Source organism: Arthrobacter sp. APC 3897, assembly GCF_030407495.1.
GTDB lineage: Bacteria > Actinomycetota > Actinomycetes > Actinomycetales > Micrococcaceae > Arthrobacter_B.
Window position 1 is genome coordinate 1 of the sequence record NZ_JASDDG010000017.1, and the last position, 23,343, is coordinate 23,343.

The 23,343-nt window shown below is 64.2% G+C and carries 21 protein-coding genes; 14 read left to right on the plus strand and 7 right to left on the minus strand.

Going from position 1 to position 23,343, the window contains the following annotated elements; translation table 11 throughout:
• Positions 1-582: 582 nt before the first annotated feature.
• Positions 583-1,731 carry a glutamate--cysteine ligase gene (locus tag QMA10_RS09580; RefSeq protein ID WP_290167837.1) on the minus strand — a complete coding sequence of 383 codons (1,149 nt, stop codon included), beginning with the start codon at positions 1,729-1,731 and terminating at the stop codon, positions 583-585.
• 160 nt (positions 1,732-1,891) lie between these two features.
• Here QMA10_RS09580 and QMA10_RS09585 point away from each other — a divergent pair, with 160 nt between their 5' ends.
• Positions 1,892-2,704 carry a shikimate 5-dehydrogenase gene (locus tag QMA10_RS09585; protein ID WP_290167838.1) on the plus strand — a complete coding sequence of 271 codons (813 nt, stop codon included), beginning with the start codon at positions 1,892-1,894 and terminating at the stop codon, positions 2,702-2,704.
• 8 nt (positions 2,705-2,712) lie between these two features.
• Here QMA10_RS09585 and QMA10_RS09590 read toward each other — a convergent pair whose 3' ends face one another.
• On the minus strand, positions 2,713-3,936 hold the full coding sequence (locus QMA10_RS09590; protein ID WP_290167839.1) for a class I SAM-dependent methyltransferase: 1,224 nt from the start codon (positions 3,934-3,936) through the stop codon (positions 2,713-2,715).
• Positions 3,937-3,990: 54 nt separating this feature from the next.
• Between QMA10_RS09590 and QMA10_RS09595 the strand changes: the two genes are divergently transcribed.
• Positions 3,991-5,154, plus strand: a complete 1,164-nt coding sequence (locus tag QMA10_RS09595) for an aminotransferase class I/II-fold pyridoxal phosphate-dependent enzyme (protein ID WP_290167840.1) — start codon at positions 3,991-3,993, stop codon at positions 5,152-5,154.
• 64 nt (positions 5,155-5,218) lie between these two features.
• On the opposite strand, the gene QMA10_RS09600 is transcribed toward QMA10_RS09595, so the two are convergent.
• Positions 5,219-5,518 carry a hypothetical protein gene (locus tag QMA10_RS09600; RefSeq protein ID WP_290167842.1) on the minus strand — a complete coding sequence of 100 codons (300 nt, stop codon included), beginning with the start codon at positions 5,516-5,518 and terminating at the stop codon, positions 5,219-5,221.
• Positions 5,519-5,745: 227 nt separating this feature from the next.
• Between QMA10_RS09600 and QMA10_RS09605 the strand changes: the two genes are divergently transcribed.
• The 3 genes from QMA10_RS09605 to QMA10_RS09615 are packed head-to-tail and all read left to right on the plus strand — an operon-like array spanning position 5,746 to position 8,843.
• A complete protein-coding gene (locus tag QMA10_RS09605) occupies positions 5,746-6,129 on the plus strand; it encodes a hypothetical protein (protein WP_290167844.1) in 384 nt (127 codons plus the stop codon).
• A complete protein-coding gene (locus QMA10_RS09610) occupies positions 6,119-7,417 on the plus strand; it encodes a hypothetical protein (protein WP_290167845.1) in 1,299 nt (432 codons plus the stop codon). The genes QMA10_RS09605 and QMA10_RS09610 overlap by 11 nt, the downstream gene beginning before the upstream one ends.
• A gap of 40 nt (positions 7,418-7,457) precedes the next feature.
• Positions 7,458-8,843 carry a hypothetical protein gene (locus tag QMA10_RS09615; RefSeq protein ID WP_290167846.1) on the plus strand — a complete coding sequence of 462 codons (1,386 nt, stop codon included), beginning with the start codon at positions 7,458-7,460 and terminating at the stop codon, positions 8,841-8,843.
• Here the strand turns inward: QMA10_RS09615 and QMA10_RS09620 are convergent.
• From QMA10_RS09620 to QMA10_RS09635, 4 genes are all read right to left on the minus strand, one after another.
• Positions 8,840-9,598, minus strand: coding sequence for an ATP-binding cassette domain-containing protein (locus QMA10_RS09620; protein WP_290167847.1), 759 nt, complete (start codon positions 9,596-9,598; stop codon positions 8,840-8,842). The genes QMA10_RS09615 and QMA10_RS09620 overlap by 4 nt on opposite strands.
• Positions 9,595-10,611 carry an iron chelate uptake ABC transporter family permease subunit gene (locus QMA10_RS09625; RefSeq protein ID WP_290167848.1) on the minus strand — a complete coding sequence of 339 codons (1,017 nt, stop codon included), beginning with the start codon at positions 10,609-10,611 and terminating at the stop codon, positions 9,595-9,597. Before QMA10_RS09625 ends, QMA10_RS09620 begins: the two co-directional genes overlap by 4 nt.
• Entirely contained in the window at positions 10,604-11,641 is a 1,038-nt protein-coding gene (locus tag QMA10_RS09630) for an ABC transporter permease (protein ID WP_290167849.1), read from the minus strand. The genes QMA10_RS09625 and QMA10_RS09630 overlap by 8 nt, the downstream gene beginning before the upstream one ends.
• 76 nt (positions 11,642-11,717) lie before the next feature.
• Positions 11,718-12,677, minus strand: a complete 960-nt coding sequence (locus QMA10_RS09635) for a siderophore ABC transporter substrate-binding protein (RefSeq protein WP_290167850.1) — start codon at positions 12,675-12,677, stop codon at positions 11,718-11,720.
• Positions 12,678-13,050: 373 nt separating this feature from the next.
• Between QMA10_RS09635 and groES the strand changes: the two genes are divergently transcribed.
• From groES to guaA, 9 genes are all read left to right on the plus strand, one after another.
• Positions 13,051-13,347, plus strand: a complete 297-nt coding sequence (groES, locus tag QMA10_RS09640; RefSeq protein WP_104052684.1) for a co-chaperone GroES — start codon at positions 13,051-13,053, stop codon at positions 13,345-13,347.
• Positions 13,348-13,427: 80 nt separating this feature from the next.
• Entirely contained in the window at positions 13,428-15,038 is a 1,611-nt protein-coding gene (groL, locus tag QMA10_RS09645) for a chaperonin GroEL (protein WP_290167853.1), read from the plus strand.
• Between the two features lie 197 nt (positions 15,039-15,235).
• Entirely contained in the window at positions 15,236-16,756 is a 1,521-nt protein-coding gene (gene guaB, locus QMA10_RS09650) for an IMP dehydrogenase (RefSeq protein ID WP_290167854.1), read from the plus strand.
• Between the two features lie 108 nt (positions 16,757-16,864).
• Positions 16,865-18,004, plus strand: a complete 1,140-nt coding sequence (locus QMA10_RS09655) for a GuaB3 family IMP dehydrogenase-related protein (RefSeq protein ID WP_290167856.1) — start codon at positions 16,865-16,867, stop codon at positions 18,002-18,004.
• A 63-nt stretch (positions 18,005-18,067) separates the two neighbouring features.
• Positions 18,068-19,792, plus strand: coding sequence for a glycerol-3-phosphate dehydrogenase/oxidase (locus QMA10_RS09660; protein ID WP_290167857.1), 1,725 nt, complete (start codon positions 18,068-18,070; stop codon positions 19,790-19,792).
• A gap of 67 nt (positions 19,793-19,859) precedes the next feature.
• Positions 19,860-20,300, plus strand: a complete 441-nt coding sequence (locus QMA10_RS09665; RefSeq protein ID WP_290167959.1) for a PTS sugar transporter subunit IIA — start codon at positions 19,860-19,862, stop codon at positions 20,298-20,300.
• A gap of 84 nt (positions 20,301-20,384) precedes the next feature.
• Positions 20,385-21,209: an SURF1 family protein gene (locus QMA10_RS09670; protein ID WP_290167858.1), complete on the plus strand. Its 825-nt coding sequence runs from the start codon at positions 20,385-20,387 to the stop codon at positions 21,207-21,209.
• On the plus strand, positions 21,206-21,634 hold the full coding sequence (locus QMA10_RS09675) for a DUF3817 domain-containing protein (RefSeq protein WP_290167859.1): 429 nt from the start codon (positions 21,206-21,208) through the stop codon (positions 21,632-21,634). The genes QMA10_RS09670 and QMA10_RS09675 overlap by 4 nt, the downstream gene beginning before the upstream one ends.
• 54 nt (positions 21,635-21,688) lie before the next feature.
• Complete coding sequence (gene guaA, locus QMA10_RS09680) at positions 21,689-23,278, plus strand: glutamine-hydrolyzing GMP synthase (protein ID WP_290167860.1); 1,590 nt, start codon at positions 21,689-21,691, stop codon at positions 23,276-23,278.
• Positions 23,279-23,343 lie beyond the last annotated feature (65 nt).

Below are 23,343 nucleotides of genomic sequence, written 5' to 3' on the forward strand. Positions count from 1 at the left end.
GTTACGGCGGGCAGGGTCCTCGACACAGGTGCTGAACGTCCGCGCCGGCACGTGGTTCCAGGCAGGGGCGGCGCAGCGGATTGGTAGACATGGCCGGTGGGTGTGCGTGTTTCTACCGTGTGTGCGTGGCTGGTCTGCGACTGCTGCCGGTTTCCGGTGACAACTGTCGACTTTTATCCGGGAGCTTCTGTGGCCTGGCGGGTGACGGCGTCGAACACCGCTGCTGCGCGGGCCTGGGCGGCGGACCCGGCTGCCTTGAGTTCTTCCAGTGCCCGGATCTGGTCAATCAGTACGGCCGGGGCTTCTGTTGCCGTTGCATCCGGCGCCGCCGGTACAGAGTCCTGGTCTTCGGGTCCGCCGTGGAAGGAACCGGGTCAACATTCCTGCTGACCCGGCCAGCCTCATGGGTTTCACGGCCCGAAGTCTTCTCGTACATGTGTTCACCCCTAGTGGCCTGGATCACGCATGACGCTAGGGGCGATTACGTTTGCACTACTCGAATTCTCGCCAATCCGGGCGTCCGCCTACGGGCGCATGCCCTTGGACAGCGAACGTACTTGAGGGGCAGTCAAGAGCCCGAAATCAGGCTTCGCCGCGCAGCTGCCGGATTCCGTCCTGCACAACCGCGCGCAAATCGCCGTCGTTCTCTGCTGCAACACGGCGCTGGCGCTGGTAGCCGGCACCGCGTTCAATAATCGTCGCTACGTCCGCCAGCTCGGCGGAGCAGCCGAGCTTCTCAGCCACAGGAGCCAGACGGGGAAGGACATCCTCGAGCAGATGGTCCGTCACCAGCTTTTCGTTGCCCGCGGCGTCAAGGATGATGATGGCGTCGAGGCCATACCGCGCTGCACGCCATTTGTTTTCCTGGACGTGCCACGGCGGCATGGTGGGAATGCTCCCGCCGTTGTCCAGGATGGTGGAGAACTCGTCCACCAGACACTGGGTTAAAGCTGCCACGGCGCCCACATCCTGCAGGGTGGCCATTCCGTCGCAGACCCGCATTTCAATGGTGCCCAGGCCCGGAACAGGCCGGATGTCCCAGCGGATCTCGCTGATCGAGTCGATCACCCCGGTGGTGAACATGTCCTGCACATAGGACTCGTACTCGGCCCAGGAACCGAACTGGAAGGGGAGCCCGGCCGTGGGCAGCTGCTGGAACATGAGGGCACGCTGGGAGGCGTAGCCCGTGTCCTCGCCGGACCAGTACGGTGAGGAGGCGGACAGCGCCTGGAAATGCGGGAAATAGTTGACCAGGCCGTCCAGCACCGGAAGGACCTTGTCCCGGCGGTCCAGGCCCACATGGACATGAACCCCGTAAATGAGCATCTGCTGGCCCCACCACTGTGTGCGGTCAATCAGTTTGGCGTAGCGCTCCTTGTCCGTGACAGGCTGCGAACGCGGGGCACTGAACGGATGGGAACCGGAGCAGAACAGCTCCACACCCATGGGATCAGTCACCCGGCGCAGTGCCTCGAGTGAGCGGGTCAGATCAGCTTTGGCATCCGCAACGGTGTTGCAGATGCCGGTCACCAGCTCAACGGTGTTTTCGAGCAGCTCCTGCTTGATGTGCGGGTGCTCGTCACCCTCACTGATTCCGGGATGCGCGGCGCTGACCCCGCGCAGCACCTCGTCGGCAGCGGACACCAGCTCCCCGGTGTTCCGGTCGACAAGTGCCAGCTCCCATTCAACGCCGAGGGTTGACTGAGCCGACTGGGCGAAACCGATTTCCAAACTGTCTCCTGCTGTATGCGTAGCTGTTGGAGGAACTCGATTTCCGCATGGTGCAGTTGAGAACCCGGATTCAATCCTATCCGGGGGGACGGGGGATTGAGTTCAGCCCTCTTGTTCCCCGATCTGCTGCACTGCCCGTATCCCCCGACATAATGGGAGGATGCCTATCCTGAACAAAGACATGACCCTGTGCATCTCCCTGGCTGCCAGGCCGTCAAATATTGGCACGCGTTTTCACAACTACCTGTATGACCTGCTGGACCTGAACTATGTCTACAAGGCGTTTGCTCCCGCGGATCTGGCCCAGGCGGTCATGGGCGTGCGCGGGCTGCCCGTCCGGGGGTGTGCGGTTTCCATGCCGTACAAGGAGGACGTCATTGCACTGGTGGACCGCATGGATCCGTCCGCCGAAGCCATCGCCTCCGTCAATACGATAGTGAACGACGACGGCGTCCTCACCGCCTACAACACCGACTACCTGGCCATCGCCCGGCTGCTGCGGGACCACCACGTGCCGGCGTCCTGGTCGGTGCTGCTCCGGGGCTCGGGAGGCATGGCCAAAGCCGTTGCGGCGGCGCTGCGGGATGCCGGTTTTACGGACGTGACCATTGTGGCCCGCAATGAGGCTGCCGGGAGGGCGCTCGCCGACCTCTACGACTTCAACTGGCAGCCTGTTCCGGGTGAAAGCACCGCAGACCTGCTCCTCAACGTCACCCCGCTGGGAATGACGGGCGAGCATGAAACCGTCCAGGCCTTCAGCGACCCGGCCATCGCTGCAGCTCGAACGGTGTTCGACGTCGTCGCGCTGCCTGCTGAAACGCCGCTCATCACCGCCGCCCGTGCTGCGGGCAAGCCCGTTATCACCGGTGCTGAAGTCATCGCCATCCAGGCAGAGGAACAGTTCGTGCTGTACACCGGAGTGCGGCCCACTCCGGAGCAGGTCCGGGAGGCCAGCGAATTCTCCCGCGCATAGGCTTGACCCTACGCGGCGGGCACCACCACCGGCTCCACCACAATCGCCACACGGTCTTCGCCCAGGCGCGTCAGGACGAGCGTGGCTTTGTTGGGGCCTTTGCCTGAACCGGTAAGCAGCTGCTTGCGCAGTTCCTCGGGAGTCACGGACATGCCGCGCTTCTTGATGTCCAGTACACCGATTCCGTTGGCCCTGACCCAGGCTTTGAGGGTCTTGACGTTGTACGGGCGGACCTCGAGCACACGGTAGGCGCGGGCAAACGGCGTGGGAACCAGTTCCGGGGCACCAATATAGGCAATGTGCGGATCCAGCAGGTGCCCGTCAAGGGAACGTGCGACGTCGGCGACCAGGCCTGCGCGGATTACCGCACCGTCAGGCTCGTACAGGTAAGCGTCCACGGGGCCGACGGCGACGTCCTCGCTGCCGGGGGCATAGTCCAGCGAGGAGGTAAGCTCGGCCGCGCCGTTGGGGCCGATCACCAGCGCGGCCCGTCGGACGCCGTCGCGGCGCAGGGCGTTGAACCACAGCGTCGCCTCAGTCACGTCACCGTCCACTGACACCCACTGCGCTTCACAGTTCGCCGGCAGGGCCTCGTGGGGAATACCGGGTCCCATCTTTACGCCCACCGGAAGGCCGCGGCCGGCCAGGGCTTCCACAAAGGACAGCGGCGGGGAGAAAGCTTCCGGATCGAAGATCCGGGTGGTGCCGGACGTGGAAGTGGTCCGGCGGGCCGGATCCAGCCACACGCCGTCGAACCCGTCCAGATCGAAGTCCTCGGCGGCGCCCTGCACAACGGTCGCGTTCGGCCACGGCATCAGGTTGATGGTGGCGGCGGCGGCAGTAATCTCATCGAGTTCGACGGCGGTGACCTGCCGGTCCAGGGTGGCCAGGGCCAGGGAATCGGCGCCTATCCCGCAGCCGAGGTCGGCGATTTTCTCCAGGTTGGCCTCGACGTACCGCTGGGCATGAAGAGCCGCCACATTGAGCCGCGTGGCCTGTTCCAGCCCGGGCGCAGTAAAGAGCATGTGCTCGGAAAAGGGACCGAACTTGGCGCGGGCCTTCATCCGCAGCTTGGCCTGGGTGAGGACTGCGGCAACCACTTCGGGGGAGTGTCCGGCCTTCCGAAGGTCAGTGTTGAGCTTGAAGGATTCGGACTCCAGATAAGGCCCGAGGGAGTTCAGCAGTTCCCAGCCTTCGGACGTCAGGACATGGGCAAGCGAAGTATCCGGCATGACTACCAGCCTAGTTCTTCTGCAGCCGGGCCCGTTAGCTGTAGGTTGGGCGGCATGACGAAGATCGAGGCCGAGCCGCTGTCCGTACTGCGTACACGCACCAGCTACAAGTGGCAGACCTATCCGGCAGATGTGCTGCCGCTGTTTGTGGCGGAGATGGACTATCCGCTGGCTGAACCCGTGCAGCAGGCAATCATCGACCGGGTGCTGGCCTCGGACACCGGCTACGTTGCCGGCCCGGAACCGGTAGCCGCGGCGTTCGCCGGATACGCACAGCGGACCTGGGGGTGGCAGCTTGATCCCCGGGACGTCAGGACCACCACCGACGTCAGCGTGGCCATTGTCGAGTGCCTGCGCCAAACCGTCCCCGTGGACGGCTCGGTGGTGATTACGCCGCCGGTGTATCCGCCCTTCTTTGAGCTGCCGGTGGAGGCCGAGGCTTCAGTGGTGGAGGTTCCGCTGCTGCTCACCGGCACGGGATGGCGGTTGGATCTGCCGGCGCTGGAGCGGGCCTTCGCCAGGGGTGCTGATGCACTGTTGCTGTGCAACCCGCACAACCCGCTGGGGCTGGTGCACTCGGCCGACACGCTGAGGGCGCTCGCCGATCTGTCCGCCAAATACGGAGTGGCCGTCATCAGCGACGAAATCCACGCTCCGCTGGCCTATGAGCCGGGTTCCTTTACGCCTTACCTCTCAGTCTCCGACGCGGCACGGGAACACGGCATCTGCGTCACGGCAGCCAGCAAAGCGTGGAACATTGCCGGAACCAAATGTGCGGTGATGGTGGCCTCGAGCGACCGCACGCGGCTGCAGCTGGATTCTATGCCCGAGGAGGTCTCGGCCCGGACTTCCATTCTTGGGCTGCACGCGTCCGTGGCGGCTTACGACGACGGCGGACCGTGGCTGGCGGGGGTCATGGACTCCCTGGCGGGGAACCGGGAGCTGCTGGCCGAGCTCCTGTCCGCGTATATGCCTGAGATTGTCTACCGTCGGCCCCTGGCCGGCTATCTCGCCTGGCTGGACTTCAGGGGTGTCGGATGGGGCGGGGATCCGGCGGCAGTGGCACTGGAACAGGGGCGGGTGGCGCTGGAATCAGGCCTCAAGTTTGGCCGGCAGGGCACGGGGTTCGTCCGGCTCAATTTTGCCTGCTCCCCGGAGGTGCTGACGGAGGCCGTGACGCGGCTGGCTGCGGTGCGGGCAGCGCCGTCGGACCTTTAGGGACCTGGCGGGCAGGGTCCTGGCGGGCAGGGTCCTGGCTGGCAGAGCCCTAACCGGTAAGGCACTAACCGGCAGGAGCCAGGACACTCAGCTGCCGCGGAGCCAGCGGTTCCCCATGGTGTCCAGTCAACAGGGGCAGCGCGCCGGTTTCGGAGCTGAGGCGCAGGCTGGAGAGTGCAGCAGGAGCGATCGATGCCAAATGCAGGTCAAGGACTACGTTGAGGCCGGGCAGAGTGGCATTGGCACGCCGGGCAAGCACATACAGCACCCTGCTGTTCTGCTCTGTGACACGGCCCCGGACCACCAGGCGGACCTGCCGGAGATCTATGTCGAATCGGGCGGTGACGCGCAGCTTGGGATCCATGGAAACCTTCCTCCGGGTGCCTGACGGATTGGCCGAAGACCAAACGTAAGAGAGGCCTGCGGCGCGCCGCAATGCAAACCGGAAATACTGCCGTTGCCGGCGCGCAATTAGCCTGCGGGACACTCGCGGCTGCCTCGCGGGGGAAGTTATCCACACCGGGCCAGCCTTCCGTGGACCGGGTTCGGCGCACCCCCTAGGTTGAGGGCAGGACGGAACGGACTAGGGGAGTGGGAACCATGCTGCTGGCCAGGTACAGCGTAAATGGCGAGGGCTGTGAGCGTGTTCTTTCGCAGGTCGAGGACGACGGGGCCAGAGCAGCTTCATCGTCGGCGCTGCGGGCCGGGATAGCGGATGCGCAGCGGGCATGTTCCAGCGGACCGGGCCTGGTGGTGCGGGCCCTGGAGTCGCTGTGGTCCGATGCGCTGCTCCGCCAGGCTGCAGCGGCCGAAACAAGAATTGGCAGTGCGGTTGCCGCGGTCCGGCAAGCGGTGAACATCTTGTCCGAGGCGGACCGGGTGATGGCGGATTCAGCCGGGTCCGGTATGGCAGGGCTGGAAGCGGGGATCTGCCGGGCACCTTCGCTGATCGGGACGAGCGCTGATGTCCGTTGATACCTCCCGCCTTTTCGATTGGCCGTCCCCGGACGCCGTCGAGAGTGCCGCACCGGTGATCGGCGCCGGGGGCAGGGCCTATCTGAGCAGCGTGGAGATGGCTGCGGCCACGTGGGTGCAGCTGAACGCGCACTATGGCGGTGACGGAGCAGAGGAAATCCAGGACGTCTTCGGGACCGTCATGCCCCATGCAGGCCTGTTGGCGCAAACCGCGGAGCAGGCCACCGGTGTCCTGATCGACTTTGCGGAAGGAATCCGGGCGCTTGTGGCTGAGCGGGATGCGTTGATGCTGCAGGTTCACGCAGCCAACCGCGCGCTGCTCGAGTTCCCGGACGGCCCGGAGGCCAAAGCAGGATCCCCGCTTCCTTCAACGGAACTCCTGCTGCGCGCAGCAGCGGATTCAGCCGCTGTCCTGGCCCGGAACTACACGTTGCTGGAGGAAACGACCGCGGGCCGGCTGACCGGCATCGTTCTCGGCGAGGGCAGACTCACCAATCAGATAACTGATCTGTCCGGCACTGTGGTGACAGGGGCGGTGAGCAGGTTGTCGGTCCTGCCCTCGTCCCGGCAGACAGTCGTGAAAATTCCGACCCCTTCCCCCGTTTACGTCCCCTACGACCTTGAGGCTGAACGGCTGCGGTACTTGGCACGCGGACGTTGGGTGACCGACGGCCGCTGGGTGCTCATATCCGTCAACCAGCTGGAACTCAGACCCCGCGTGAGCCGGGTGCTTTACAGGCATTCGCACCGCTACCGGAATGAGGTGGATAACAACCGGGCGAAGTGGGCACCGGCCCTGAAAGGGCGCGACCTGACGAAAACAGCCGCGGCGTTCAGAGCGGGCGGCGCAGCGCTCTCAGTGGCAACGGCCGGATTCACGATCGCCGATGAGCGGCAGGACGCGTATAACGAACTCCTGCAGGCGCATCCGGAAATGCACCCCGACGATATGAACGGGCGGGCGGAAGCAGCGGGCCTTGTGAAAGGAGGAACCAAAATCGGTATCGACGTTCTGGCAGCGGCGAACGGCGCCCTGATCGGCAGCGCCATCGGGGGACCGGCAGGAACTGTGGCGGGAGCCGCGGTCGGCATCGGCATTTCGGTTGTTACGTCTCTCGAACTGGGTTTCCTCGGCAACCGCACCCTTAAGGACGCGGCGGCTGACACCGCGTTGGAGCTGGCGGACAGTTTCATGGAATCGGACCTGATGAAGTCCGGCGCGGGCACGGCCGCACGGGGAGCAGTGGATGCTGTTGCCGACTGCTGGAACAAGCTCTTTGGCCGGTAACACACGCACGCCGGCAGATGCATCGCGAGGGAGGATCGTCATGACGACGGCTGCCAAAGGATTCAGCTACGAGTGCCTGGAGGGGTTCAGCCTGCCGCGTCCGGAGGGGTGGGAACAGGTCGAGATAAAAAGCGGCACGCTGGCAGTTGCCCATCCGCCGCTTCCTGCCGGAGTCTTCCGGCCCAACATGGTGCTGCGCTGGCACCCGGCAAACGGTGTGTCTGTTGCCCGGTACGCCACCGCCGCTCTCGCCTCAACACTCGAAGGACTCCGGGACCGGCGGATTATCTCGAACGATGTCTGGAGCCCTCCGGATCCCGCTGCGGCCGGATCCGGCCGTGCACAGCGGTTGTTCCACCTGGCAGGCAGGCATCCGGTGTGCGTGGACCGCTGGATCTGGACAGCCTCCGGGTTCGCGGTCGAAGCAACGGCCAGTTACACCGCTGAACAGCACACCGGAATGAAACTCCTGTTTGAACAGATGGTGCGGGATATCCGGATCGATGAACCGGTCCGGGCAGAGTACGGCAACCAGCGGGCCGAAACAGATCAGCCGGACATCGGAAGGATAGCGCCGCAGGAACCGCGGCTGGATGATGATGCCTGCCGGTGGGCGGGCGCCGAGTTGGAAGATCTGAGCAGTCTCGCTGCCGCCCAACCCTATCGGGAGGCCGGAAAACTGCTGCCGATTCCGGCGTTGGAACTACTCGATACCCTTTTGGGCAGGGACCGGCTGGGGCGGTTTCAGCGCAAAGACCCGTCTGCGGCGACCCTCCAAGCCGCAGGCCTGCTGACGGACGGTGCCGGGCTGACTCCGGAGGGGGAGCGGTTCCTGTGGCCGGTCCGCAACCTGGACGCTTCCTTCCGAGTGATAGCAGTGAACGCAGCCCGCGGGTCAGTGCTGCAGGCGTGGATTGGCGGCGGACTCGCCAGGATCACCGCTGAGTTGTCGCTGTTCGCAGCCGCGCCGGCGCCCGCGTATGGGCCGGATGATCTGTCTGCCGCTGTGGTTCCGGCAAACATGGTGCCGGAACGCATTGCCGGCTGGGCGGGGCTCTCTCCCGGTTGGAGCCTGCCGCACGAGCCGGTGGTGTTGAGCATGGACAGTTACGAGGCCCGGTTGAAGTCCGGCCGAACCCCGGCACCGCCGCATCTGGACCAGGCAGCCGGGCGGATGTGGCGGCAGCCATGGACCGAGTGGCAGATCCTGGACGAAGGGTCCGGCGGCCGGTTCGGCTGGGTGAACGCAGGATCAGCCGGGCAATACCGCCTTTTCGTCGGCAGAGGGGACCGGACGGAGACAGATGCTGTGCTCCTTGAGCCCATGTCCCCGGCTGTTGCCTGGGACATCCTCGTGCGGTTCATTCACGCTTCCGTGGAAGGAATCCCGCTCCGGCTGCCAGAGGTGCCGGGCTTCAACGGCTAGGCGAAGTACACGCCGATCCGGTTGCCCTCAATCTCCTCAATCCGGATATCGATCTCGTAGATATCCTTCAGGACTTCCGGCTGCATGATGGCCGACGGCGGGCCCTGGTGCAGGAGCCTGCCGTTGGCCATCGCGATGATGTCGTCGGAATAGCAGGAAGCGAAATTGATGTCGTGGATCACCAGGACCACCGTTTTGCCGAGTTCATCGGTGAGCCGGCGCAGCAGCCGCATCATCTCCACGGAGTGTTTCATATCCAGGTTGTTCAACGGCTCATCGAGCAGCAGATAGTCGGTGTCCTGTGCCAGCACCATGGCGATAAAGGCACGCTGGCGCTGCCCGCCGGAAAGCTCGTCGACAAATCTGTCTGCCAGATCCGCCAGATCCAGGAAGGCCAGGGACTGTTCAATCTTGTCCCGGCACACCGACGTCGGACGCCCGCCGTTGTGCGGGTAGCGGCCAAAGCCAACCAGATCGCGCACGGTAAGCCGCACGGTGAGATGGTTGTCCTGCCGCAGGATGGCCATCTTCCGGGCCAGGTCCTTGCCCGGTGTTTTTACGACGTCGAGGCCGTCCACCGTGACGGTTCCCGCGTCGGCAGGCAGCAGGCGGCTGATCATGGAGAGCAGCGTGGACTTGCCGGCACCGTTGGGTCCGATGATCGAGGTGACTCCGCCTTCCTTGATATGGCAGCTCACCTCGTCCACCACAGTGGTGGACCCGTATTTTTTGGTGATGCCGTTGACGGAGATCATTTGATGGAGCCTTTCAGGAGCAGGATCAAAAAGACGATCCCGCCGACGAATTCAATGACAATGCTCAGGGCCGTATCGAACGCAAACACGCGCTCCAGGACCAGTTGGCCGCCCACCAGGGCAACAATGCCCAGCAGTACTGCGATGGGGACAACAGCGGCGTGCTTGAAATGTGAACACAGCTGGTACGCCAGGGACGCCACCAGCAGACCAAAGAAGGTGACCGGTCCCACCAGGGCGGTGGACACGGCAACCAGCACCGAGCAGATCACCAGCACCAGTGTCACCGTACGTTTGTGGTTGATGCCCAGGTTGATCGAGGTTTCCCGGCCCAGTGACAGTACATCGAGCTCGTGCCGCAGACGCCAGGCCGGAACACTGACAATGGCCGCGGCGATCAGCGAGTAGCCGAGCAGCTTGCCGTCAACGTTGTTGAAGGACGCAAAGAACAAGTCCTGCAGGATGATGAACTCGCTGGGCTCGATCAGCCGCTGCAGCAGCGAGGACACGCCCCGGAACAGTGTGCCCAGCACAATGCCTACCAGCAGCATCAGGTGAAGGGACTTGCCGCCGCCGGTAAACAGCCACCGGTACAGCAGGAACGAGAATCCCACCATCAGGGCTACTTCCATGCCGTACCGCAGCGGATCGGACATGGCGAGCACCAGTCCGCCGCCGAGGGTGAACACCAGGATGGTTTGGATCAAAACGTACAGGGCGTCGAAGCCCATGATCGAGGGCGTCAGGATCCGGTTGGCGGTGACGGTCTGGAACAGCACGGTGGAGACGCCGACGGCGTACGCCACCAGGATCATCGAGCCCACCTTGACGGCACGGCGCGGAAGGACATAACCGATGTTTCCGCGCAGCTCGATGGTCATGAAGACCACGACAAGGGCCGCTGCCGACACGGACAGCAGGATGATCCAGAACCGGGGGGAGAGGTTGCGCACCGGACGGCGGCGCTGCACGGTAAGTGCGGAGGGAAGGGCGCTGACTGGACTGCTAGGCACGGGCGGAGCGCTTTCTCAGGAGCAGGTAAAGGAACAGGGCGCTGCCAATGGCGGAAACGATGACCCCCACCGGGATTTCATACGGGTAGCGGATGGTCCGGCCGATGATGTCGCAGGCCAGAACGAAACCCGCCCCGAAAACGGCCACCCATGGTATGGCCCGGCGGACATTGTCACCGATCATCAGCGAGACCAGGTTGGGCACGATCAGGCCCAGGAACGGCACCGAGCCAACGCTGACCACCACAACGGCGCTGATCAGGGACACGATGATCAGGCCCAGCGTCATGACCCGGTTGTAGTTCAGTCCGAGGTTGGTGGTGAATTCCTGGCCCATGCCGGCAACCGTAAACCGGTCGGCGGCAAGGAAACCGATCAGCGTCAGCGCCCCCACAATCCAGAGCAGTTCATAACGCCCGCGCAGTACGCCGGAAAAGTCTCCGACCATCCAGCTGTTCAGTGTTTGCAGGAGGTCGAACCGGTACGCGAAGAACGTGGTCACCGCTGCAATTACGCCGCCCAGCATGATTCCCACGAGGGGAACGATCAGTGTGTTGCGCAGCGGAATCCGGCGCAGGACCAGCAGGAAGAGGGCTGTTCCGGCCACGGCGAAGACGGTGGCGGTGGACATTTTGAGGAACAGGGAGGCACCCGGCAGGAAGACCGTGACCACCAGGATGCCCAGGGAAGCGGACTCCACCGTACCGACGGTGGACGGCTCCACGAACTTGTTGCGGGCCATCAGCTGCATAATGAGGCCGGCGACGCTCAGCGCCATCCCCGCAAGAATGATGCTCAGGGTCCGGGGAACCCGGCTGATCCAAAAGATGTCCCACGCACGTTCATCACCGGAGAGCAGGGCGGAAAGTGAAACGTCGCTGACGCCGACAAACATGCTGACAACGGCAAGCACCAGGACAGCTGTTCCTCCCAGCAGCAACTTGGCTCCGGGGCCGAAGAGCCGGCGGCGGCCGGAGACAGCAATGGCCCCTGCGGATGCGGGGGCTGTGGGGGTTAGCGCAGTGGTCATGGTGCGTTCCGTCTCCCCCGCAGGCCGGCCCATGGGGGAGGGGCCGGCCTGCGGGGATTAGCAGGTGGTGGGCGGGTTAGGAGATACCGTCCTGGACAGCGCCGACCATGGAGTCAACGTTGTTCAGGCCGTAACCCACGAGGTACCAGCTGGAGGAATCGAGCATGGTGATGCGGTCATTCTTGGCCGCCTTGGTGCCCATCACGAGTTCGTTGTCCAGGACAGCGGAAGCAACTTCGCCGGCATTACCCACGGCCACGTCGCGGTCGATGACAAACAGGTTGTCCGGGTTGATCTCGGCAACGTATTCGAAGGACACGGATTCACCGTGCTGGGCCTCGGACTTGATGTCAGCGGCGGTGGCAACACCGAGGACGTCATGGATGAGGCCAAAGCGAGAGCCTTCACCGTAAGCGGTCATTTCGCCGCCGCTGGTCATGATGATCAGCCCGTTGCCGGCGTCGGCAGCGGTTGCTTTGGTGTCTTCCACCTTGGTCTCGAGTGAAGCGAGCTTCTCTTCAACTTCGGCTTCCTTGCCGAAGATGTCTCCGATGATCTCGGTGTTGGAGATGAAGGAGTTCCACGGGTCCTTGGCGTCGGTGCTCAAGTTGATCGTGGGAGCGATCTTGGAGAATTCCTCATAGGAGTCGGCGGTGCGGCCGGACATGATGATCAGGTCCGGGGCGCCGGCGCTGATGGCCTCGAAGTCCGGCTCCTTCATGCTGCCGATCTTCTCGTACTCATCGGAGCCGTACTTGGAGAGGCTCTCGGGGAAGTTTGCTGAGGGGACACCGTCAACCTCGATGCCCAGGGCATCCAGGGTGTCCAGCGCTCCCAGGTCGAACGTGTAGACAACCTCCGGGTTGACCGGAACCTCGGTGGTTCCCTGCGTGTGTTCAACGGTAACCATCGTGGGCTCCGAGCTGTCCGCGGGGGCTTCCGCGTTGGCCGAAGTGTCTGATCCGCAGGCGCTCAGGGCCAGGAGGGAGGCGAGGGCGGTCCCGGCGACAAGGCGGGACTTGAGGGTTTTCTTCACGTCAGGGGGCTCCAGCTGTTCGGGTCTCTCGTCCGGCCCGGCGGAGAGACCCGCCATTAGGACATAGAGCTTTGCGTATTTAGGACATATAAATGTTTGCTAATTTTGCGCGCCTTTGAAAACTACAGGGTTAGGTGAGGCTAAGCAACTTTTTACGGACCGGATGAAACACATCGCGCTTGAAGGCGTCATGAAGCGTCAAAGTAAATTGGCACTCACCTTGACCGAGTGCCAGCGCTTGCATAAAGTCGGAGCTAGCACTCTCCCCGTGAGGGTGCTAATTCCCGAGGGAAGCGCCATCCGGACCCCGCGACGACGGCCAGCGCCCACCGACGGTCCCTATCCGTTAGTAACTACGCAAAGGAGAGCCCGAGTGTCGGTCTCTATTAAGCCCCTTGAGGATCGCATTGTTGTCCGCCCCCTCGAAGCCGAGCAGACCACTGCTTCCGGCCTCGTCATCCCGGATACTGCAAAGGAAAAGCCCCAGGAGGGCGAAGTTGTTGCAGTAGGCCCCGGCCGCGTTGACGACAACGGCAACCGTGTTCCCGTGGATGTCTCCGAGGGTGACGTTGTCATCTACTCGAAGTACGGCGGAACCGAAGTCAAGCACGGCGGCTCCGAGTACCTGGTGCTGTCCGCCCGCGACGTCCTGGCCATCGTCGTTAAGTAGTTGAAAAAGGAAGACCCCGGCCAATCTGGCCGGGGTTTTCTGATGCAGGTGCAGATGTAGCTGTCGGAAAGGACACACACATGGCAAAGCAATTGGAGTTCAACGACTCCGCCCGCCGCTCGCTGGAGGCCGGCGTCGACAAGCTGGCCAACGCCGTCAAGGTAACCCTCGGCCCCCGCGGCCGCAACGTAGTGCTCGCCAAGACCTGGGGCGCTCCCACCATCACGAACGACGGCGTGACCATCGCCCGTGAAGTCGAGCTGGATGATCCGTATGAGAACCTCGGCGCCCAGCTGGCCAAGGAAGTAGCCACCAAGACCAACGATGTTGCCGGCGACGGCACCACCACGGCCACGGTGCTGGCTCAGGCCCTGGTCAAGGAAGGCCTGCGCAACGTTGCTGCAGGCGCCGCTCCGGGCCAGCTCAAGCGGGGCATGGAGACGGCTGTGGAAGCAGTGGCTGCACGGCTGCTGGAAAACGCCAAGGAAGTTGAAGGCAACCAGGTTGCCCACGTAGCTGCCATCTCGGCCCAGAGCATGGAAATCGGTGAACTGCTGGCCAAGGCCTTCGACACCGTCGGCAAGGACGGCGTCATTACCATCGAGGAATCCTCCTCGACGCAGACCGAACTGGTCATCACCGAAGGCATGCAGTTCGACAAGGGCTACCTGTCCCCGTACTTCGTGACCGATCCGGAGCGCCAGGAAGCCGTCCTCGAAGACGCGCTGATCCTGATCAACTCCGGCAAGATCTCCTCGGTTGCCGAGTTCCTGCCCCTGCTTGAGAAGGCGCTGCAGACCTCCAAGCCGCTGTTCATCATTGCCGAGGATATTGAAGGCGAAGCCCTGTCCACCCTGGTGGTCAACAAGATCCGCGGCACCCTGAACGTGGTTGCCGTCAAGGCGCCCGGTTTCGGTGACCGCCGCAAGGCCATGATGCAGGACATCGCCACCCTCACGGGTGCGCAGGTTGTCTCCCCGGACCTGGGCCTGAAGCTGGACCAGGTTGGCCTTGAGGTGCTGGGTTCCGCCCGCCGCATCACGGTGACCAAGGACAGCACCACGATTGTTGACGGAGCCGGTTCTGAAACCGACGTCGCTGACCGCGTGGCTCAGATCCGCGCCGAGATCGAGCGCACGGACTCCGACTGGGACCGCGAGAAGCTGCAGGAACGCCTGGCCAAGCTCTCCGGCGGCATTGGCGTCATCAAGGTTGGCGCAGCCACCGAGGTGGAGCTCAAGGAAAAGAAGCACCGCATCGAAGACGCCGTGTCCTCGACGCGTGCGGCCCTGGAAGAGGGCATCGTGGCCGGCGGCGGTTCCGCACTGGTCCACGCTGCCAAGGCCCTGGACACCGACGCGGAGGTGCTGAAGCTGGAAGGCGACGCCGCCACCGCCGTCGGCCTGGTGCGCCGCGCCCTGGCACAGCCGCTGCGCTGGATCGCCGAGAATGCCGGCGCCGAGGGCATGGTTGTTGTCTCCAAGGTTTCCGATCTTGAGGTCAACAACGGCTTCAACGCTGCCACGGGCGAGTACGAAAACCTGATTGAGGCCGGCATTATTGACCCGGTCAAGGTCACCCGTTCGGCGCTGCGCAACGCAGCCTCCATTGCCGCTCTGGTTCTCACCACCGAGGCTCTTGTGGTGGAGAAGCCGGCCGATGACGAAGAAGATCACGGCCACCAGCACTAGGTAAGAACAGGGGCCCCGGCGCCGCAGCAGTTTTTTTGCTGCGGCACCGGGGCTTTTGCGTGCCCGGACTGTGATTGATGCCACCGGATACAGATTGGAATAGGGGCGGGCGCCCTTTCGTTTTAGGATGTAGAGAAGCCAGCCGGTGCTTTCCCGGCGCCCCCATCCCTCCGGTCCTTCGCGAAAGAGGCGCAGTTTTGAGCCAGCAGTCCACAGAGCATGACCCGTTCGGCTTCATCGGCCTGACCTACGACGACGTCCTGCTGCTGCCCGGCCCCACGGACGTCATTCCGTCCGAGGCAGATACCTCCTCACGCCTGTCCAAGCGGATCACCGTGCACACGCCGCTGCTTTCGGCCGCCATGGACACCGTGACCGAATCCCGCATGGCAATCGCCATGGCCCGCCAGGGCGGACTAGGTGTCATCCACCGCAACCTGTCCATCGCGGATCAGGCAGAGCACGTGGACCGGGTCAAGCGCAGCGAATCCGGCATGATCACCAACCCGGTGACCATCTCCCCGGACGCCACCCTGCAGGAACTGGATGACCTGTGCGCCCACTTCCGTGTCTCCGGACTGCCCGTGGTGGATCCCGACGAGAAGCTGCTGGGCATCGTGACCAACCGCGACACCCGTTTCATCCCGCGTGCCGATTATCCCAGCCGCAAGGTTCATGAAGTGATGACCCGCATGCCGCTGATCACCGGCCGGGTTGGTATCAGCGCCGAAGAAACCGTGGAACTTCTCGGCAAGCACCGCATCGAGAAGCTGCCGCTGGTCGACGACGACGGCCGCCTGCAGGGACTCATTACGGTTAAGGATTTCGACAAGGCCGAGCAGTACCCGCTGGCCACCAAGGACGAGGAAGGCAGGCTGCGCGTCGGGGCCGCGATCGGTTTCTTCGGTGACGGTTACGAGCGCGCCATGGCCCTTGTCGACGCCGGCGTGGACCTCCTCGTCGTGGATACCGCCAACGGCCACAGCGCAGGCGTGCTGGACATGATCGCCCGCCTGAAGAAGGACCCGGCAGTGGCGCACGTGGATATCATCGGCGGCCAGGCAGCCACCCGTGAAGGTGCCCAGGCACTGATCGATGCCGGTGCCGACGCCATCAAGGTGGGCGTGGGGCCGGGGTCCATCTGCACCACCCGTGTGGTGGCCGGTGTGGGCGTCCCGCAGATCACCGCAATCTACGAGGCCTCCAAGGCCGCGATCCCCGCCGGTGTTCCGCTGATCGCCGACGGCGGCCTGCAGTACTCGGGCGACATCGGCAAGGCCATCGTAGCCGGTGCTGACACGGTCATGCTGGGCGGTCTGCTGGCCGGTGCCGCAGAAAGCCCCGGTGACCTGGTGTTCGTCAACGGCAAGCAGTTCAAGTCCTACCGCGGCATGGGTTCGCTCGGTGCGATGCAGAGCCGCGGCAAGAACACGTCCTATTCCAAGGACCGCTACTTCCAGGCCGACGTCCCCAGCGACGAAAAGCTGATCCCGGAAGGCATCGAGGGCCAGGTTCCGTACCGCGGACCGTTGTCCGCCGTCGCACACCAGCTGGTGGGCGGCCTGCGCCAGACCATGTTCTACACGGGTGCACGCACCATCGAAGAGCTGAAGCAGAAGGGCAAATTTGTCCGCATCACCTCTGCCGGCCTCAAGGAATCCCACCCGCACGACATCATGATGACGGCGGAAGCGCCGAACTACGGCACGCGCCGCTAGGTCCGACGCCGAAGGCAGCAGCCGCATCCATCCTCCAAACCGCGGGGGAAGGATGCGGCTGCTGCTGCTTTAAGGGCCGGGTTCCAAAAGCTGGGATAACCTAGACCTGTGAGCAATGAGATAGAAATTGGCCGTGGCAAGCGTGGGCGCCGAGCCTACTCCCTCGATGATGTGGCAATTGTGCCGTCCCGGCGGACACGGGATCCGCAGGATGTTTCCATCAACTGGCAGATCGACGCCTACCAGTTTGAAATGCCGGTCATGGGAGCCCCCATGGACTCGGTGATGTCCCCGGCCACCGCCATCGCGATGGGCAGGCTGGGCGGCCTGGGCGTGCTGAACCTGGAAGGGCTGTGGACCCGCTACGAGGATCCCCAGCCGCTGCTGGACGAAATTGCCGTCCTCAGCGAAGAAAACTTTAACCCTGCGGCCACCCGCCGGCTGCAGGAAATCTATGAAGCACCCATTCAGGCGGAACTGATCACCTCCCGCCTGGCCGAGGTGCGCGACGCCGGCGTGACCGTTGCCGGCTCCCTGACCCCGCAGCGCACCCAGGAGTTCTACAAGACCGTCCTGGCCGCCGGCGTGGACATCTTCGTCATCCGCGGCACCACCGTCTCTGCCGAGCACGTTTCCAAGACCGTAGAGCCCCTGAACCTCAAACAGTTCATCTACGAACTGGACGTCCCCGTCATCGTGGGCGGCGCCGCCGGTTACACCCCGGCCCTGCACCTGATGCGCACCGGCGCCGCGGGCGTACTGGTCGGCTTTGGCGGGGGAGCTACCACCACCACCCGCCGGGCGCTGGGCATCCACGCCCCCATGGCCACCGCCATCGCGGACATTGCCGAGGCACGCCGCGACTACATGGACGAGTCAGGCGGACGGTACGTCCACGTGATCGCCGACGGCGGGATGGGCACCAGCGGTGACATCGTCAAGGCCATTGCCATGGGTGCGGACGCCGTGATGCTTGGTTCGGCCCTGGCCCGGGCCGAAGAAGCTCCCGGACAGGGGTGGCACTGGGGCCAGGAAGCCCACCACAGCGAACTTCCCCGCGGCGACCGGGTCCGCCTGGACACTGTCGGCCCGCTCCAGGAAGTTCTCTGGGGGCCCTCGCACCACACCAACGGCACCTCCAACCTGATGGGGGCCCTGCGCCGTGCCATGGCCACCACGGGTTACTCCGACGTGAAAGCCTTCCAGCGCATTGAGGTGCTGGTGGCGCCCTACCTATCCGCCATGTAGTTCCCTACAGTGGCTGCAAAGAACACTGCGCCGACCGAGCGTCCCAGAGAGGAAATCTTGACCATGAGCAAAGATGCACTCAGTCCGGAATACCGGGAGGACGCCCTGGCGGCGCTGCGTTCCACGGCGGAACCCGGCCAACAATTGGACATCCTGATTGTCGGCGGCGGCGTGGTGGGGGCCGGTGCGGCCCTGGACGCAGTCACCCGCGGACTCAAGGTGGGCATGGTGGAGGCCCGGGACTGGGCATCGGGCACGTCGTCGCGTTCCTCCAAGCTTATTCACGGCGGTCTGCGTTATCTGGAGATGCTGGATTTCGCGCTCGTAGCTGAAGCGCTGAAGGAGCGCGGCCTGCTGATCCAGCGGATCGCTCCGCATCTGGTCAAGCCCGTACCGTTCCTGTACCCGCTGACACACCGGTTCTATGAGCGGCCCTATGTTGGCGCCGGCATCATGCTGTACGACACCATGGGGCTGACCTCCGGCAACTCCCGCGGTGTGCCGATGCACAAGCATCTCAGCAAGAAAGCCACGCTCCGGGCGGCGCCCAGCCTGAAGGATGACGCCATGGTGGGGTCCATCCGCTACTACGACGCCCAGGTGGACGACGCCCGGTACGTGGCCAATATGGTCCGCACCGCAGCGCATTACGGCGCCACCGTGGCCAACCGCGTATCCGTGGTGGATTTCCTGCGCGAGGGTGAGCGCGTGGTTGGTGCCCGGGTCAAGGACTCCGAGACGGGCCGGGAATTCGATGTCTTCGCCCGGCAGGTGGTCAACGCCACCGGTGTGTGGACCGACGAAACCCAGGCCATGGTGACGGACCGGGGACAGCTCAAAGTACGGGCGTCCAAGGGCGTGCACCTGGTGGTGCCCCGCGACCGGATCCAGTCCACCGTGGGTATGATCCTGCGCACCGAAAAATCCGTGCTGTTTGTGATCCCGTGGGGCCGGCACTGGATTGTGGGCACCACGGACACTGACTGGAATCTGGACAAGGCTCATCCGGCGGCCACGTCAGCGGACATCGACTATTTGCTGGAACACGTGAACACGGTGCTGAAGACGCCGTTGACGCGCGAAGATGTGGAAGGTGTCTACGCCGGCCTGCGTCCCCTTCTTGCCGGCGAGAATGATTCCACGGCCAAACTCTCCCGCGAACATGTGGTGGCGCATCCCGTGCCGGGGCTGGTGGTTGTGGCCGGAGGTAAATGGACAACCTACCGCGTCATGGCCAAGGACGCCGTGGACGAGGCTGCCCGCGCCCTGGATGACAAGGTTCCGGAAAGCTGCACCTCCACCATCCCGCTGCTGGGAGCGGTGGGATACAAGGCGGCATGGAATCTCCGGCACCGCACTGCGGAGCACTACGGAGTCCATGTGGTGCGGGTGGAGCACCTGCTCAACCGGTACGGTTCCCTGGCCACCGAAGTACTGGAACTGATCCGTGCCACTCCGGAGCTGGGGGAGCCGCTGCCCGGAGCCGATGATTATCTGCGCGCCGAGGTGGTGTATGCCACCACGTCCGAAGGTGCCCGGCATGTGGAGGACGTGCTGGCCCGGCGCACCCGCATCTCCATCGAATCGTGGGACCGGGGAGTCTCCGCTGCACCCGTTGTGGCCGAACTCATGGCTCCCATCCTGAACTGGAGCCCCGAACGGGTGGAGCAGGAAGTGGCCCACTATGAGGCGAGAGTGGAAGCCGAGAGACTCAGCCAGGAACAGCCCGATGACGTTTCAGCTGACGCCGCACGGTTGAAGGCCCATGACATCGCTCCACTGGCCTGAACCGGAACGGCCCGTGGAACCGGTTCTTTCCCTCAACGAGCAGGGCGCCGTCCTGACAGTGCCCGAAATGGTCATCCTGCAGATGGAGGCAACTGACCGGTTGGACGCGTCAGCCCAGCTTGCCCGGCGGATGTACGAGCAGGGCAGGATCCGCAACCTGGAGGTGTTCCTGGAGCAGGTCAGCGCCCGTGAACACCAGATGGCCACCGGCCTGCCCGGCGGCATCGGCATGCCGCATGCCCGCAGCGAGGAAGTGGTGCAGACCTCGATCGCCGTGGGAATCACCCGCTACGGGCACAGTATCGATTTCGGTGCTTCCGACGGGCCGGCCACCGTGATTTTGCTGATAGGCACCCCCGCCGGAGCGTTCTCGGAGCACCTGGAAGTCCTGGCCACCCTCGCGCGGTCGCTGTTCCGCCCTTCCTTCCGCGAGTCGCTGCGCAGGGCCAACGATGCCGAGGTTATTTCCGAACTGATCAACTCCTCGCTGGTGTTTTTTGACCACTGACGCTGCCTGCCGGCGGGCGTCAGTGCAGGGGCCGCGGACAGCAGGCATTGGGTTTTCTACACGGGTACGAAGTACGGTTAAGGAGTGCTGAAAACTGCCCTGCAACCCCGCTGGATCGCCGCCCTTCTTTTTGCGCTTGCGATCTCGACGGTCTTCGTGCTCCTGAGCCAGTGGCAGTTTTCGACGGCTGAGAGCGAGCTCCCGCCCTCCGCGGGTGAAACCGAAAACGTCCGCCCCCTCACCGAAGTGTTCACCCCCGGCGTGGAACTGATGGGCACGCAGGCGGACCAGATGGTCTCCATGACCGGTTCCTTCCGCGGTGAGGACACCGTCCTGATTGACGAGCGGCTGTATGACGGGGACCGCGGATACTGGGTGGTCACCGCCTTCGCCGTGGACGGTGCCCCGGACAGCGCCGTCATGCCGGTGGTCCGCGGCTGGGTTGCCGCACCCGGCGATGCCGAACCGGCCCCCTCCGGCGAGGCCGTCGTCGTCGGCCGCCTGCTGCCGCCCGAAGGCCCCATTGCCAAAGCGCCCGGGGAGGAAAATGTCCTGCCCAGCCTCTCCAGCGCCGAACTGGTCAATGTTTGGGACACCCCGGGGTACTCGGCGTTCGTCACCGCGGACGAGATTACGGTGGACGGTGCAGCGCCCGACACCGGGAACATGCGGGTCGTCAACGTGGATGCGCAGCCCCAGGAAACCTCAGTGAACTGGATGAACATCTTCTACGCCATCGAGTGGGTGGTCTTCGCCGGGTTCTCCGTCTTCCTGTGGTGGCGCCTCGTGGCCGATGCCCACCGGCGTTCCTTCGAGGACGACGACGACTATTACTACGACGATGATGAAGACGACGACGGGGACACCGTCCCCGGGCGTCCGGCACCGACCAGTGAGGTACAGAAGTGAGCGATCCCGTACAGGCCCCCGCAGCAGCCGGCAAACCCCGCCGGAAGAGGCGCCGTTTTGGCGGCACCCACGCCCAGATCCGTTCGGCACTGGCCTTTTATAAGGTTTCCTCCTACGTCACCGGTGTGTTTCTTCTCCTGCTGTGTGTCGAGATGATCCTCAAGTACGGGCTGAAGATCGAGGAGATCACCGTTGGGCCGCTGAACCTTTTCACGGGTGTGCTGATTGCCCACGGCTGGTTGTACGTGGTGTACCTGCTGGCTGACTTCCGCCTGTGGCAGCTGATGCGGTGGCCGTTCTCGCAGTTCATCCTCATCGCCCTGGGCGGCGTGGTGCCCTTCCTGTCCTTCATCGTGGAGGGGCGGACGCACAAGCAGGTTCTGGCTGAACTTGCTGCGCACCCGGAAGCGGCCAAGCGCTACTGAGTTCCGGCCCCGGCGGATGTGCGGCACGGATGCTCAGGCGACTATCCTTGAAGAGTGACTAATTCCGCGACCCCTCCCATAGAAGAGCGCCCTGTCCTAGTTGTGGACTTCGGCGCCCAGTACGCCCAGCTCATTGCCCGCCGGGTACGCGATGCAGATGTTTATTCCGAGGTGGTGCCCCACACCTGGACCACGGAGCAGATCCTGGCGAAGAACCCGGCCGCGATCATTCTTTCCGGCGGTCCCTCCAGCGTTTACGCCGAAGGCGCCCCTGCAGTCAGCGAAGGCCTGTTTGAGGCAGGCGTTCCGGTCCTGGGCATCTGCTACGGCTTCCAGGCCATGGCCAACGCCCTGGGCGGCAAGGTTGCCCAAACCGGCCTGCGTGAATACGGCTCCACAGACGCCACCGCCGTCGGAGGCCCACGCTCCATCCTTGAGGGCACGCCGGAGCAGCAGAACACCTGGATGAGCCACGGTGACAGCGTCCAGGAAGCTCCGCCCGGATTCGACGTGCTGGCCACCACGGCCGGCGCTCCCGTTGCTGCTTTTGCCAATGAAGAAAAGCGTCTCTACGGCGTTCAGTGGCACCCGGAAGTGAAGCACTCCGCCCACGGCCAGTCCGTCCTGGAGAACTTCCTCTTCAAGGGCGCACGCCTGGACCGCAGCTGGACCACCGGCAACATTGTGGAAGAGCAGGTTGAACGCATCCGCGAGCAGGTCGGCAGCTCCCGCGTCATCTGCGGCCTCTCCGGCGGAGTTGACTCAGCCGTTGCCGCAGCACTGGTGCAGCGCGCCGTCGGCGACCAGCTGACCTGTGTGTTCGTGGACCACGGACTGCTGCGCGAAGGCGAAGCCGAGCAGGTGGAACGCGATTTCGTAGCCTCCACCGGCGTCAACCTCTACGTCGCCAACGAGCAGAAGCGCTTCCTTGAAGCCCTGGCCGGCGTCACGGATCCGGAAACCAAGCGCAAGATCATCGGGCGCGAATTCATCCGTGCGTTCGAGGAAGCCGAACGCGCCATCATGGCCGAAGCCGCTGCTGCAGGCGAACCCATCCGTTTCCTCGTCCAGGGCACCCTGTACCCGGACGTGGTGGAATCCGGCGGCGGTGAAGGCGCAGCAAACATCAAGAGCCACCACAATGTGGGCGGGCTGCCCGAAGACCTGAAATTCGAGCTGGTTGAACCGCTGCGCGCCCTGTTCAAGGACGAGGTCCGTGCCGTGGGCCGCGAGCTGGGCCTGCCGGCCGAAATCGTGGGACGCCAGCCGTTCCCCGGCCCCGGCCTGGGCATCCGCATCATCGGCGAGGTGAACCAGGAACGCCTGGACCTGCTGCGCCGTGCCGACGCCATTGCCCGTGCCGAGCTCACCGCAGCCGGCCTGGACAACGAAGTGTGGCAGATGCCGGTTGTCCTGCTGGCCGACGTGCGCAGCGTGGGCGTCCAGGGTGACGGCCGGACCTACGGCCACCCGATCGTCCTGCGACCGGTTTCCAGCGAGGACGCCATGACCGCGGACTGGTCACGCCTGCCGTATGACCTGCTGGCACGCATCTCCAACCGCATCACCAATGAAGTCGACGGGATCAACCGCGTGGTGCTGGACGTAACGTCCAAGCCGCCGGGAACCATCGAGTGGGAGTAAATTGACCGCGGGGGACAGCCGAACAGGCTGTCCCCCGCGTTGCTATGTCGGGTAAACCCGGCAAA

Excerpts from the sequence above, each read along its gene's own strand:
- QMA10_RS09585 (WP_290167838.1), top strand. The coding sequence starts at position 1,892 with ATGCCTATCCTGAACAAAGACATGACCCTGTGCATCTCCCTGGCTGCC.
- QMA10_RS09590 (WP_290167839.1), bottom strand. The coding sequence starts at position 3,936 with ATGCCGGATACTTCGCTTGCCCATGTCCTGACGTCCGAAGGCTGGGAA.
- QMA10_RS09595 (WP_290167840.1), top strand. The coding sequence starts at position 3,991 with ATGACGAAGATCGAGGCCGAGCCGCTGTCCGTACTGCGTACACGCACC.
- QMA10_RS09600 (WP_290167842.1), bottom strand. The coding sequence starts at position 5,518 with ATGGATCCCAAGCTGCGCGTCACCGCCCGATTCGACATAGATCTCCGG.
- QMA10_RS09610 (WP_290167845.1), top strand. The coding sequence starts at position 6,119 with ATGTCCGTTGATACCTCCCGCCTTTTCGATTGGCCGTCCCCGGACGCC.
- QMA10_RS09615 (WP_290167846.1), top strand. The coding sequence starts at position 7,458 with ATGACGACGGCTGCCAAAGGATTCAGCTACGAGTGCCTGGAGGGGTTC.
- QMA10_RS09620 (WP_290167847.1), bottom strand. The coding sequence starts at position 9,598 with ATGATCTCCGTCAACGGCATCACCAAAAAATACGGGTCCACCACTGTG.
- QMA10_RS09630 (WP_290167849.1), bottom strand. The coding sequence starts at position 11,641 with ATGACCACTGCGCTAACCCCCACAGCCCCCGCATCCGCAGGGGCCATT.
- groL (WP_290167853.1), top strand. The coding sequence starts at position 13,428 with ATGGCAAAGCAATTGGAGTTCAACGACTCCGCCCGCCGCTCGCTGGAG.
- QMA10_RS09660 (WP_290167857.1), top strand. The coding sequence starts at position 18,068 with ATGAGCAAAGATGCACTCAGTCCGGAATACCGGGAGGACGCCCTGGCG.
- QMA10_RS09665 (WP_290167959.1), top strand. The coding sequence starts at position 19,860 with ATGGTCATCCTGCAGATGGAGGCAACTGACCGGTTGGACGCGTCAGCC.